The 13447-nt window shown below is 48.7% G+C and carries 8 protein-coding genes; 1 reads left to right on the forward strand and 7 read right to left on the reverse strand.

All coding sequences use genetic code 11. From position 1 onward, the window contains the following. Positions 1-148: 148 nt before the first annotated feature. The 3 genes from H9Q13_RS09395 to rbfA all read right to left on the reverse strand — a co-directional run bounded on the left by H9Q13_RS09395 (position 149) and on the right by rbfA (position 2789). A complete protein-coding gene (locus H9Q13_RS09395; RefSeq protein WP_191183539.1) occupies positions 149-1372 on the reverse strand; it encodes an ABC transporter permease in 1224 nt (407 codons plus the stop codon). Positions 1373-1566: 194 nt separating this feature from the next. After that, the gene (locus tag H9Q13_RS09400; protein ID WP_191183540.1) at positions 1567-2376 is read right to left on the reverse strand and encodes a class I SAM-dependent methyltransferase; all 810 of its coding nucleotides are present in this window, start codon (positions 2374-2376) and stop codon (positions 1567-1569) included. A gap of 17 nt (positions 2377-2393) precedes the next feature. Beyond that, positions 2394-2789, reverse strand: coding sequence for a 30S ribosome-binding factor RbfA (rbfA, locus tag H9Q13_RS09405; RefSeq protein ID WP_191183541.1), 396 nt, complete (start codon positions 2787-2789; stop codon positions 2394-2396). Positions 2790-2892: 103 nt separating this feature from the next. Between rbfA and H9Q13_RS09410 the strand changes: the two genes are divergently transcribed. Further along, the gene (locus tag H9Q13_RS09410; protein WP_191183542.1) at positions 2893-4299 is read left to right on the forward strand and encodes a hypothetical protein; all 1407 of its coding nucleotides are present in this window, start codon (positions 2893-2895) and stop codon (positions 4297-4299) included. Positions 4300-4314: 15 nt separating this feature from the next. On the opposite strand, the gene rpiB is transcribed toward H9Q13_RS09410, so the two are convergent. The 4 genes from rpiB to H9Q13_RS09430 form a co-directional block, all read right to left on the reverse strand. Then, a complete protein-coding gene (gene rpiB / locus H9Q13_RS09415; protein ID WP_191183543.1) occupies positions 4315-4752 on the reverse strand; it encodes a ribose 5-phosphate isomerase B in 438 nt (145 codons plus the stop codon). 4 nt (positions 4753-4756) lie between these two features. Continuing rightward, positions 4757-5599, reverse strand: a complete 843-nt coding sequence (gene tatC, locus H9Q13_RS09420) for a twin-arginine translocase subunit TatC (protein WP_191183544.1) — start codon at positions 5597-5599, stop codon at positions 4757-4759. Between the two features lie 31 nt (positions 5600-5630). Continuing rightward, on the reverse strand, positions 5631-6905 hold the full coding sequence (glyA, locus tag H9Q13_RS09425) for a serine hydroxymethyltransferase (protein WP_191183545.1): 1275 nt from the start codon (positions 6903-6905) through the stop codon (positions 5631-5633). 206 nt (positions 6906-7111) lie between these two features. Then, positions 7112-13222, reverse strand: a complete 6111-nt coding sequence (locus tag H9Q13_RS09430) for an IPT/TIG domain-containing protein (protein WP_191183546.1) — start codon at positions 13220-13222, stop codon at positions 7112-7114. Positions 13223-13447: the final 225 nt, after the last annotated feature.

A 13447-nucleotide genomic window follows, 5' to 3' on the forward strand; every position in this document is an offset into this window, starting at 1 on the left:
TATTTTCAGGATAAAAATATCCGTTGCAAGGTATAGCGCCCTTTGTTTTTCAATATATATAAAACCACCTATGCATAGGTTCCCGGCTTGGGTCTGACTAGTTCTAGCTTGGCGTGGAGCACAGCTAAAAATGGGCGCTTGCTATACCTTAAATGTTCTCGGTAACAGACATGGCGGCCGCTTTGCGTGCCGGGCGAATGGAAACCAACATGGTGATAACCACAATGGCGGCACCTGTCAGCACAAAATCCTGCAGCTGCAGCTTAACAGGGTAGGAGTCTACCACAGAGGTTGCCATACCCATGGATACAATACCAAAGGTCTGCTGCAGGTTTGCGATCAACATGCCAAGCGAAAGGCCGTAGGAGGCCCCGATAAAGGCTACCAGCGCCCCCTCAAACAGGAAGATATTGCGGATCTGCTCTTGCGTGGCACCCATCGAGGCCAGTATCGCAATGTCTTTCTTCTTGTCAATTACAAGCATGGAGAGGGAGAAGAAGATGTTGAGCGAGGCGATAAGCAGGATAAAGGCAAAAGTGATGAACACAAACAGCTTCTCGACTTTGACGGCCCGCAGCAAACTGGTGTGCTGCTCATCGCTGTTCTGCACCTTGAATCCATCTCCGAGCGCCTGCTGCAACGACTTCTTGACGGCCTCTATCCGGAAGTCTGGCTCGACTTTGATCTCAATAGCGGTACGCTTCCGGCCATACTCCATCAGCTCCTCTGCGAATTGTATGGGCACAAACACATAGGCATCGTCGTACTGCCGCTCAATGGCAAATACGCCGCCAGGCGTAATCTGCAGCGTGTTGAAGGCCCCTTCTGGGTTAAGAGGGCTGAACTTGGTGTTGCGCGGGTATAGGAACTGCATGTCCGTGAACTGATTGCTCGGCCTTATGGAGAGCTGGTATTGCACGCCCCGCCCCACCAGTGCATAGTAGCTGTTATTGGCGTACAGGTCGTAATGCCCTTCCACCACCGACGTACCAATTTTGTTTTGTTCGAAGAAGTTCTCACTCACACCCTTTACCTTCACTACCATCTGGCGGTCGTTGTAGCGCAGCAGGGCATTGTCCTCGATCACTTCTGTTACCAGGGCCACGCCGGGCGTGCGCCGTATCCGGTTCATAAACTCCGTATCGGTTTCAAAGGATTTGCCCTCCACGGCCGATATCTTGAGGTTAGGATCGAAACTGGTGTAAATGGTTCGGATCAAATCCTCCAGACCATTGAACACCGACAGCACAATGATCAGGGCCGCCGTACCTACCGCCACGCCGATCATGGCAATATTGGAGATAATGCTAATGATGTTCCTCTTTTTCTTAGAGAAGAAATACCGTTTCGCTATGAGGTAAGGAACGTTCATTTAGCTGGATTGGGTGCTTAGGCTATTTTGTTGATTGTTGATTGTTTTATGAATCAATATTGAGCTTCAAAGGCATATTCAGGTATAATGGCCAGGATCAGTCGAAGCGTGCTATACCTGTAGGTATACCTCTTGGGCAATTTAGTCATTTTGCCGAATCAACAATTTAACAATCATCAATTCAGCAATTTAATTTATTTCCAGGCTTTCACGATCAGACCGGTGCCTGACGGATGGTTGCCCTTCACATCGAGCCAGTTAAGCACCAAACTTACCGGAAAGGTGAGCAGGTAGTAAAATGGCAGCACTATAAAGAAAGCCTTGGAAGCATTTAGCATCAACATCGGGTACTTCATAGACAAACGCCACGATATCTGGCCTGGTTTGCCATAGGAATAGCGGGCCACTACTTTGCTGAAGCCTGCCAGTTTCAGCTTGTCCTGAATCTCCTGTATATTATAGCCGTCGCGTACGTGTTCCTCTATAAATGAGGTCTCTCCATCGCCATGCACGTCCGAACCGCCCTGGTCGGATGGGGTTGAGATGACCAGCATGCCGCCCGGCACCAGCGAAGCCTGAAAGTTACGAAACACCTCCACGTCTTCCAGAATGTGCTCCATCACGTCCACCGAAAGGATCAGGTCGTAGCTATTTTCTTCTCTATACTTTACAAGGTCGCCTATGCGGAACAAAACGTTCTGCCGCCCAATCGTTCTGAAAAAGCAGTTGCTGTCTGATATCTGCTCTTCCTTGACGTCCATTGCCAGGATATTCCATTTGCTGCTTTGGCTCGAAAGCCAGTAGGTATACTGCCCGAAACCAGAACCGGCGTCCAGAATGCGCTGCCCTTCGCCTTTACGGCTAGCCGCCCAGCTATTCAGCTCTTTGTGCACATGCCAGGCACGCAGCAGCAACAGGTCGAGCAAATTATAAAATACGCGGCGCAGGAAAGGCGTCTTGTTGAACACATCGCCCAACACACGCTTAATCGGATCATACTGCATAAGGGTGCTGCTAAATTTTAGCGGGTGTAGGTATCGTCGTCCTCGTCTTCCTCAGGGGCAGGCGGGATGTCCAGGTTAGAGAATAGCTTGTCAATTTGTGCCGCATACTCGGCGCTGTCGTCGAGGTAAAACACCAACTCGGGTATAACACGAACCTGCTTTTTGATGCGCTGTGCCAGCAAGTGACGTATTGTCTTGGTGTTGACGCGCAGTTCCTGCAGCATCATCTCGTTGCTGTTTTTGGCGTTCATCACACTAAGGTACGCCTTGGCCAGGCCCAGGTCAGGCGACATACGCACGACACTCACTGAGATATAGGCTCCGCCAAAAAGGTGCGGCACTTCCCGTTGGAAGATCTCTGCCAGTTCCTTCTGTATAAGGCGCGAAAATTTCTGTTGTCTTTTACTTTCCATAATGAAGATGCAAATATCATATTAATTTCGCATTTTTACCCCAATTGTGCCTTACTCATTTCAGTTCAGGCCGGTGTATAGTTCCTTCTAACTCCGTCTTCCTTTGATTAGTTACTTCCGAAGCATACTGCCATCCCGCTTATTTCTGCTGGTATTATTGTTCCTGGCTATCCGTTTGCCCTTGGTTTTCCTGGGTATACCTGCCACTGCGTCTGAGTTGTTTTCCATGCTGGTGGGGGAGCGCATGGCGGATGGCTTTGCCATGTACCGCGATATCTACGACAGCACTGCGCCCCTTTCAGCCTTTGTTTACTGGACAATCGATGTGATAGCGGGCCGCTCATACCTGACCTATAGGCTCACGGCCACCTTCCTGCTGCTGTTCCAGGCCATCATGCTCAACGTCACCCTAAACAGGCACCAGGTATACGCCGGCAAAGGCTATATCCCGGCCCTGCTATACCTGCTCATGGGGAGCCTCACTTTTGAGTTTGATATGCTCACGCCTCTCCTCATCGGCAATACCTTTGTCATTCTGTCTTTGCCTTATATCATCACCATCTCCCGGGAGGGCTTTGAGAACAACCGGCTTTTTGTAGGTGGGTTCATGGTCGGATTGGCGGCCTTGAGTTATCTGCCTCTGACCTTGTTTCTGGTGGTAGCTGCTTTTGGGGTCGTGCTGTTTGCCTCCAACACCTTCCGCAGCTTCCTGCTCATGCTGTGTGGTTTTGCGTTTCCGTATGCTGTGCTGATAACCTACTACCTTTACACCAACACGACATCCTTTTTCCTGGAGATGCACCTGGCACAGCCCTGGCAATTTGGGATTAACACGTTACTGCCTCCCGCTCATCTGGCTTTGGTTATGGCCTTGCCTGGCTTGATATTGCTGCTATCGCTTATCAGCACCACCTCACTGCCTCTTCGATTGGTGTTTCAGGGCAAGTTTCAGCAACTCATGACGGTGTGGCTGCTCGTCAGCGTCGTCTTCCTGATTACCAGAAGCGAACTTTCAGTGGCTTCTTTTCTGATTATTCTACCGCCTATTGCTTATTTCGGGGAGTTTCTGTTCACCAGTCGTACCAAGAAGTGGATCCTTAACCTGATGTTCTTTGTGCTGCTGGGCGGCGTGATTTTGCTCCGTTACCGGGAACCGCTGGGCCTCGAGCGCTTTGTCCGAATTGATGACTCCAGCCTCTTACTGCCGCAGCAAAAGCCAGCCTCTAAGTTCTCTGGCAGCACGGTACTCGTGTTGGGTGATGACCTTAGCTACTACGAGCACAACAAACTGGCTACGCCATACCTGAACTGGCAATTGTCGCAACGACATTTTGGTCGTCTTAACGAGTACCAGGCAGTGTATGAGCTATACCTGAATTTCAGAAATGAAGCCCCTGCTTACATTGTAGACCAAGCGGGCCTCATGCCTGAGCTAAAACACAAACTGCCGTCTGTTTTCGAAGGTTATGCACCTACGCAAACAGCGGCAGTCTATAAAAAGTCTCGTTAAAGCGCTATACCTGCTTTAGCAAACAGGGATCTTGTCTACGCGGTTCTGGTGACGACCACCTTCAAACGCTGTCTCTAGAAATACACGAACCATATCAGCAGCCTCTTGCTCTGATACAAAGCGGGCAGGTATACAAAGCACATTGGCGTTGTTGTGTTCTCTGGCCAGTTTAGCCAGCTCGGCCTTCCAGCAAAGCGCGGCACGTATCTCCTGGTATTTGTTGGCTGTCATGGCCACACCGTTACCGCTTCCGCAAATCAGTATGCCAAAATCGGCTTCGTTTTTTGCTACGGATTTTGCCAGTGGGTGCACATGGTCCGGATAATCCACAGAGGCATCGGAACCAGGACCGAAATCAGTCACTTCATGGCCTCCTGTAGCCAGCTGTTCCTTTATCAGGTTTTTGTATGTGAAGCCGGCGTGGTCTCCGCCGATAGCTATTTTATATCCCATAATATTAAGCGTTATTTTCGTTTAACCTTTTCAGATCGCTTTTGATGATTCTCCTTGACACACTGATACTCACTTCATAGAGCAAGATCAAAGGAAATGAAATCAAAAGCTGGCTGATCACGTCCGGCGGCGTGATGATCGCCGAGAGCACCAGTATCACCACAATAGAATGACGGCGGTACAACTTCATGATCTCTGGCGATAGCAAGCCGGCTTTGGTGAAGAAGTATACGATAACCGGTAACTCAAACATAAAAGCACAGGCCAGGCAGAGCGTCGTGAGCGTGGAGATGTACGAAGACAAATCAAACTCATTCAAAATGGTAGGGTCTACCTGATAGCCCGCCAGGAAGTTGATCGAGATCGGGGAAACTACATAATAGCCAAAGAGCAGGCCCATCGCAAACAGAACGGATACCCAGAAAACGGCACCGCGCGAGTTTTGCTGCTCTTGTGGGTATAGTCCCGGTTTGATGAAGCGCCAGATCTCCCAAAAGGCATACGGGAAGGCACAGGCTAAGCCCAGCACCAGCGACACCATAATGTGCATGGCAAACTGCCCGCTCATCTGCCGACTCTGTATCGTGAACCCAAGGTCTTCGATGCAAAGTACATCAGAGCCTATGCGCTGCCCAATCTCGCACATGAATTTATAACTAAAGAAGTCCGTGCGGGAAGGAGCCAGAATGATATCATGGAAAACGAAGCCCTTGGCCATGAACGCCGCGATAGCGAACACAAGAATGGAGCCCACTGACCGGATGATATGCCATCTTAACTCCTCCAGATGATCCACAAAGGACATCTCCTGCTGCTGTTCTCCTCCCTCCAGGTATGGTTGGTCCATCTATTGTGGCTCTTTTAATAAGCTTTATGTATTAATAAGCGAAAAGCGGGAATTGCTGCATCCAGCTATTCACTTCTTTGCGCACTTCATCTATTTTGCTGTCGTTGTCATTGTTGGTCAGTACATCGTCCATCAGCTCCACAATGCGGGCCATGTCAGTCTCTTTCAGACCACGTGTTGTGATCGCGGCTGTACCTACGCGCATACCTGACGTTACGAACGGCGATTTGTCGTCAAATGGCACCATGTTTTTGTTGATGGTAATGTCGGCTTTCACCAGTGTGTTTTCTGCCAGCTTGCCAGTTATACCTTTAGAGCGCAGGTCAATCAGCATCATGTGGTTGTCTGTGCCCCCCGAAATGATGTTGTAGCCTCGCTCTACAAAAGCAGAAGCCATCGCTTGCGCGTTCTTTTGTACTTGCTGGATATAGCCCATGTAATCGTCAGACAGTGCTTCGTAGTAGGCAACCGCTTTTGCTGCGATCACGTGCTCCAATGGGCCACCCTGCGTACCTGGGAACACAGCCCCGTCTAACAAAGAGGACATCATGCGCACTTCCCCCTTAGGAGTCTTCAGACCGAATGGATTTTCGAAATCCTGCCCCATCATGATCATACCGCCTCGTGGCCCACGCAGCGTTTTGTGCGTGGTCGTGGTGATAATATGGCAGTGCTCAAACGGGTTGTTCAAAAGCCCTTTGGCGATCAGACCGGAAGGGTGGGAGATATCGGCCAGCAAAAGTGCACCTACCTCATCGGCAGCGGCACGCAGTTTTTTATAGTCCCAGTCGCGGCTGTAGGCAGAAGCACCGCAAATGATCAGCTTCGGCTTTTCACGACGGGCAGTCTCCACTACTTTGTCAAAATCGATCAGTCCTGTTTCCTGCTCCACCCCATAAAATGATGGCTGGTATAGTTTACCCGAGAAGTTAACCGGTGAACCGTGTGTAAGGTGACCACCGTGCGACAGGTCAAAACCCAGGATTTTGTCGCCAGGCTGCAGCACAGCCAGCATCACCGCTGCATTGGCCTGTGCGCCAGAGTGCGGCTGCACGTTAGCCCACGTAGCTCCAAATAGTTCTTTGGCCCGGTCGATGGCCAGTTGCTCCGACTGATCCACAATCTCGCAGCCACCATAGTAGCGTTTGCCTGGCAGGCCTTCGGCGTATTTGTTCGTCATCACGCTGCCCATGGCTTGCATTACCTGCTCCGAAACGAAGTTTTCGGATGCGATCAGTTCGATGCCGTGCGTCTGGCGTGCCTTTTCTTTTGCAATTAGGTCAAATATAGCTGTGTCTTTTTGCATTGCTCCTATGGTTTTAGAATCCTTCAAAATTAAAGCATGCACCCGAATAAACCAATGTTTCAAAAGTTTATATACGGAGCGGGTTCTGCTGCTGGATTTCGGGTTTGTTAATTTAGCTTATCCTGCTCGTCCTCCGCCACATACTCAAACAAAAAGGCCCGCCATACGTGGCGGGCCTTTCCAGAATTTATTTACAATTCGCTGGCTTACTGCTTCAGGAGTTTCACCTGCTCTGTTTTGCCATTGAATTCTGCCATCAGGATATAGATACCTTTTGGCAGGTTACTGTTCATGTTCAGGATGATCGTGTTGCTGCCAGCCGCTATATCGTAAGACTGGTTGTAAACCGCTGTGCCATTCATGTTTACTACTCTTACATGCAGCTTACCATCAGTCTCAGCGTTGTATTCCAGCTTCGAGTCTGCCTGAATCGGGTTAGGGTATACCCTTGGTCCAACAGCCAGGTTCACGTCGTTCGCTGATACGGCTACCACTTTACTGTAGTCCGAAGTACCATCCAGGTCCACCTGCTTCAGTCTGTAGTAACGAGTGCCAGCGAAGTTGCCTTTGTGAACAAACTGGTAGTCCTGACGGATTGAAGTCGTTCCAACTTTGCTCTTCACTTTGCCAACCGTTTTAAACTCAGACTTCAAGTCCTCTGTCATCTGCACTTCGAAGTAGTCGTTGTCCTGCTCAGATGCAGTCGCCCAGTCCAACTGTACTCCATTGCTTTGCTTGGTAGCGTTGAAGGCGATCAGTTCTACCGGTAGTGGGGTAATGGTCGAGTTCAGTGCCACGAATCTTGTTGTTGCATCAAATGAGCTATTTGCAACACGACCGGTCTGATTAACCGATGCATCTGCGCCTGGCTCATTTCTCACGAAAATTTGACGCTCTGCAACATTTCCAGATTCATCCGGTGTAATTGAAAATCCTCTATTCCAGTTGATTTCATCCAGTGATATCACAAAGTTGTTAGGATCCAGTACGGCTATCTCAAGATCCTCACCCATTGCAAGGTTTTGAGCGCTTAACTTATAAGACTTGCTTTCCGAAATTTCCCCTGCGTTAACCTTGAAGCTTAAGCTAGTTGGAGTTACTACAATTGTAGGTGTTCCAATTTCAAGCGCCTGGCTGCTTGTTTCAGTGTAGCCTAACGATGTAACTTGAACAGGATTTGTCCTGGCACCTCTAGGGATAACTATTTCGGCAGTTGTCGGATCGCCCTCGGCTTCTTTAAAGCTGATCACGTTCTGGCTACCTATTCTAATAGAGCCAATCTCCTTTAATTGATAGCCTCTGATAAGCACTGTCTCGTCAATTCGGGCTCTGTTGTCGCTTTTAATCTCAATTCCACTTACTTTCTCGAACCTTACTATTACCGGGCTGGTCACATTGAATTCAGAAGCTGTAGTGGCCTGCCCTGCAGCATTCTCCACTCTAATGAACCCTGTGATAGCATCTCTTGGAACCGTTACAATCACCCAATCCCCGTTTACCAGGTCGTAGCTGTTAACTGTGGCATCAATTTCGACCTGCTCATCTGCTGGTGCAGGTATCGTTGTGCCATTGCCGTGGCCTTTGAACCACACTTTGATAGCTCCGCTTGGGTTATCGGTATAAACGTCCCACAGGTTGGCTCCTCTTATAGTGATTGTTTTGGTGGCCTGCTGCTCTGTTTCGTCGATGCTTGTAATAACTGGTGCTTTCACAATCCTGAAGACATTCGAACTAGTCGCAGTATTGTTCGATGTCCGTGGCGTTGACACCATTATCTTTCCTGCCACTGCTCCTGCCGGCACGTTTAAGGTAATGGTAGAGCTTGTATTGGATGTGAACCCAGCTGCATTAACGGTGAATTCATCTCCCGTTACTTCCTCTCTGCCTAGGAACGTCACACTCGTGGCTTCGTCCAGATTGGTACCAGTAATCGTAAACGATCCTCCTACCACTTCAGCCGCAGGGCTAAATGAGGCAATAGTTGGCGCCCCAATTATGGTAATTTCGGCAGACTGTCCTGTGCCGCTTCCACTAGTCACCTGCACTCTACCTGTAAGTGCGTTAGCCGGCACCTCTACGACTAGCACGTCTGTACCTGCCTCATTACTGCTATAGGTTGCACTTTGAATGGTAGCAGAGACACGTGTAGAGCCAGCCCCTGTAAATGTTACGCTTGGAGCAGCCCTGTTAACCCCGTTCCCATCATAGTATTCATCAAACCTGGTACCGGTAATGGTTACAGTGCTTACACCTGCATACACTCTTTGACTTGATGTATTGGTTCTTACTATGCTTGCTACAATTGGCTTATAAACTGTCAAAAGCGTTGATGAAGTTGTTCCGCTCAGAGTGGTTATACCTAGTGAATTGGTGCTTGAGACAGGCATAAAAGGAGCGACAAACTCTATCGTGTTTTCATCAATCACCTTATAGCCTGTAACGTCATCTTTAGCAATGGTAACACCACCGTAGGATACACTTGTCACATCCACGTAGTTAGTGCCTGTCACTGTCACACGCTCTCCGGCATACACTGCTGTTGGGTTTACGGCAGAGATAGTTGGAGCAAGCACGGTGAAGGCGAAAGGAGCACTCACACCACTACCTGAGCGTACTGTAATTCCACCTGACCTTGCATTGGCCGGCACGGTAACTGTAATAGAAGTGTTGGTATAACCAGGCTCAACAGTGGCAATTACTCTGGAATTCACGCCCTGGAATTCAACTATTGGCAGTCCGTCGGCTTCTTCGCCGATCACCTCATCCCAGTATTTTGTAAAGTTATCTCCAGTTAAGGTTATAACCGTTCTGTCTGCATATCCCTGATTTACTGAGGTACTAGTTATCACAGGCTCAATAACAGTGTAGTTGCTTGCACTTGTACCTTCGCCAGCTGACGTTGTGATGACAATCGGACCTGTTCCGGCATCAAATGGCGCTTTTACTGTGAATGACTCCACACCTCCCGCGCCTACTGTAATATCAATGTTGTCGATATCAGCTGCTACACCATTGAAAGTTACACGCTGGATATTCTTGAAGAAGTTACCGTTGATCGTTACCAATTGGTTGGCATAGCTGGTTTGTGGCGTGAAAGTAATGTTCGCCGGCACTGGCACCACAAACTCGTCATCGCTTACCACGGTGCCACCTGCTGCTGTAATCGTAATGAAGCCGGTAGTGGCGTCATTCGGAACTTTAACGGTAAACTTCTGGTAGGTTACATTATCAATTACTTCGGTTTGAAGCGGTGATGTAACTGACAGGTCTTCCACTGCCACACCGTTGAAGAGCACTTCTGTTATACCTTCAAAGTTTGTACCTGTAATCGTAACCTCTGTCTCTGCTACACCACTTGTTGGGTTGAAAGAGTAAATGGTTGGCGCAGGTATTACGGTGAAGATCTCGGTTGTCGTGAATACTAACTCCGTACCTTCGTAAAGCGAAAGCGGACCTGTCGTAGCACTTGCTGGCACTGCTGTGTTAATGGTCTTACCGTCGGCGTTTGGTGTTACGGTAACCTTTGTTCCGTTAAACGCCACATCAGTTACATTCTGCATTAACCAACCACTGATCGTTACTGGCGCAGTTACTTTTCCTTCTGTTGGCGTGAAGCTCAGAATCTCAGCTGTTGTTACAACTTCATAAGATTCTGTACTTGGGGCACTGTCACCAGCTGGGTTTGTTACCATTAGTTGACCTGTAACGGCTCCTGCTGGCACAGTAGCTGTGATTGTCTGCTCCGCCACATTTACTGAGATATTAGTCGCAACAACATTATCTGTATTGTCGGTGTCTACACCTAAGAAAGTGACCACCATACCTTCATCGTAGAAGTTGGTACCGCTGATCGTCACCTGATTGCCTACTATGCCCCGCTCCGGAGTGAAGGAAGTGATGGTTGGCAATTGGAAAATAAAGAACTCAGCGCTTTCACCTGAACCAAAGCTATTGGAGGCAGTGATAACACCTGTCACAGCACCTGCTGGCACATTAACGGTCATCGTAGAGTCAGTTGTAATGCTTAGGTTATCGGCAGGTATAGCATCCGGGGTACCTGCAAAAGTCACTGTTGTAGTTCCCTCATTCAGGAAGTTGTAACCTGTTATGGTTACTTCTGTTCCAGCTATACCTTTATTAGGCGTTATGGTGAGGATTTCCGGATTGCGGACTACCGTAAATAGTGCGGTTTCTGTTCCATCAGCAGGGTTTGTCACCAACAGCTTGCCTGTCTCGGCACCTACTGGCACAACAAACACTAATTCAGAGTCGCTTGCATTTGGCGCCTCAAAGCTCACCCGTACGTCTTCCGGACCTGCAACTCCATTATCACCCAGGAAAGTCACCTCGGTCACATATTTCAGGTTTTCTCCGGATAGCTTGATCTTTCTGCCAATAGGCCCTCTTATTGGATCAACAGCGGTGATAACCGGTGCCAAAATAACATCAAAAGTACCGTCCCATTCTGCTTCGCCACCCAGTGTGGTTACTGTTACTTTTCCTGTTGTAGCTGTAGCAGGTATGTTAAAGGTAATCGTGGTACCATCAGTGTTCACAGTAAATCCTTCTATGCTATTATTCGGATCTGCCTTCACAATGGTCGCATTGCCAAGTGCAACAGTTGTGGCAGTTTGGAAGTTTGTACCTGTAATGGTTACCTCTTCGCCTACCAGGGCATAAGTCAGGCCTCCATCAGTAGTGGCAACGCTGGCAATGGTTGGCGCTGGCACAAATGTGAACTCTTGCGTGCTGGTCGTTGACACTTCTGTGTTTGACATACCTGGCGCGATAACTCGGATCAGACCCGACTTGGCGTCTGCTGGCACTAACACAGCCAGTTCGGTATCGCTAGTGCTCGTCAAAGGCGTTACGATTGTTCCTTCCCTGTCATCCGTTTCATCCAATTCGTCGCCTAAGAACACCACGCGGCTGGCGCTTGCAAGGTTGGTACCGAACAGTGTGACTTGCATGCCAGGGCCTGCTGATGTTGGCAGGAACTGGGAGCCATCTACTGTGTAATCAGCGAAGGCAGGGGCTGGCAACTCAAACTCTGTTGCGGTTAATGCTTGGCCTGCTGGGCTTTTAACAGTTATAAAACCTGTTCTTGCCCCAACCGGAACCGTTGCTGTAATTTTGTTATCGCTTAGTGCTGTAAAAGTTGCTGCCGCATTGTTGAAGAGCACTTCGCTAACGGCCAGGAAATACTTGCCATAGATTGTTACTTCTGTTCCTACAGGTCCGGTTGCTGGCGAGAATTCAAGTCCTTCGTTTTCCTCACCGGCTGCCTGTGCTATAATCTGGGGGCCAAGTACGGTAAATGTGGATGATGTTGCATTTCCGGCAGGGCTGTTCAAAGTGATCGGTCCTGATGTGGCTGCAAGTGGAACGGTCACGGTTATGCTCTTATCATCAACAACAACAAAGTCAGGAGCATTCACCCCATTAAACAGTACTTGCCTTACATCTGTGAAATAACGTCCGTTGAGCACCACGGTTTCTCCGGGACCAGCAGTCGAAGGACTGAACTCAGGTGCAGTGGTAAATGCTGCCTTCGCGAACTCAGGCTTCGGCACCATAAAATCTGTTCCGCTAGTTGCCTCCCCATAAGGAGTGACAACTTTAATGGGAGCGCTAATGGCCCCTCTTGGCACAGCCACTACTACTTGCGTGCTGCTTTTACTGGTAGGCACTGCTGCTATTGCACCAAAAAACACATTGCTGGTTTCATCCAGGTGCACACCAGTGATGGTTACTTCAGTTGTTGGTATACCTGTAGCCGGATTGAAACTCACGAGCTCCGGCTGCTGCGACACTTCGATAGCGTCCAGGAACAGATAAGCAGAACTTAACTCAGCACGCTTGAAAATTACGTTGGTAGCATTGCTCGGCAAGTATATATTATGCCGCGAAGCAACAGTGGTGGCAGGGTAAGTATTTTCCGCTACCACAGTGCTTCCGTCTTCTAATCGATAATTTACCTGCATATCAGCAGGTGCAGTTGCAATCAGGCTAAAGCTCACTTTATACCCTGTTGTACCAACTTGGCTGGCGTCATGTAGCTTAATGTCTACAAACGCAGTCGTTGTTCTCAGCTGGGCCGATCCGCCAGAGGTACTGGGGCTGATCTCCAAACCATCTGAACTCAAACCAGAGCTGGTCACATTAGGTTGATTGCTTACGCGCCACGGACCATCGTACTTCAAAGGGTCTGGGTATGTTTGCGCCATACCAGTAATGGCAAGGCCCAGCATCATCACGCACTGCAGCAGCAGCGAGCAAATTAGCCGGTTGAATGGGGGATTGTAGAGTTGTGCCATAGCTAGAAGTTAAGGGTATGAAAAAATTTGTGCTGTTTTATTGTAAAGTTAATTGCCACAAAATAAGATAATTTATCTTTCATTTCAGCATTTTATTAAATGGTTTTTTTGTCTCTTTTCAATATACCTTAATTAATATGCTTTACGAATGCGATTTCGCATATTTTATATATATGCCCTCTAGTGATCTTCCTTTAAATATTTGGACTTCGTTTCAAATAAAAT

It is taken from the genome of Pontibacter aquaedesilientis, from assembly GCF_014773225.1.
In the GTDB taxonomy this organism is placed as follows: domain Bacteria; phylum Bacteroidota; class Bacteroidia; order Cytophagales; family Hymenobacteraceae; genus Pontibacter; species Pontibacter aquaedesilientis.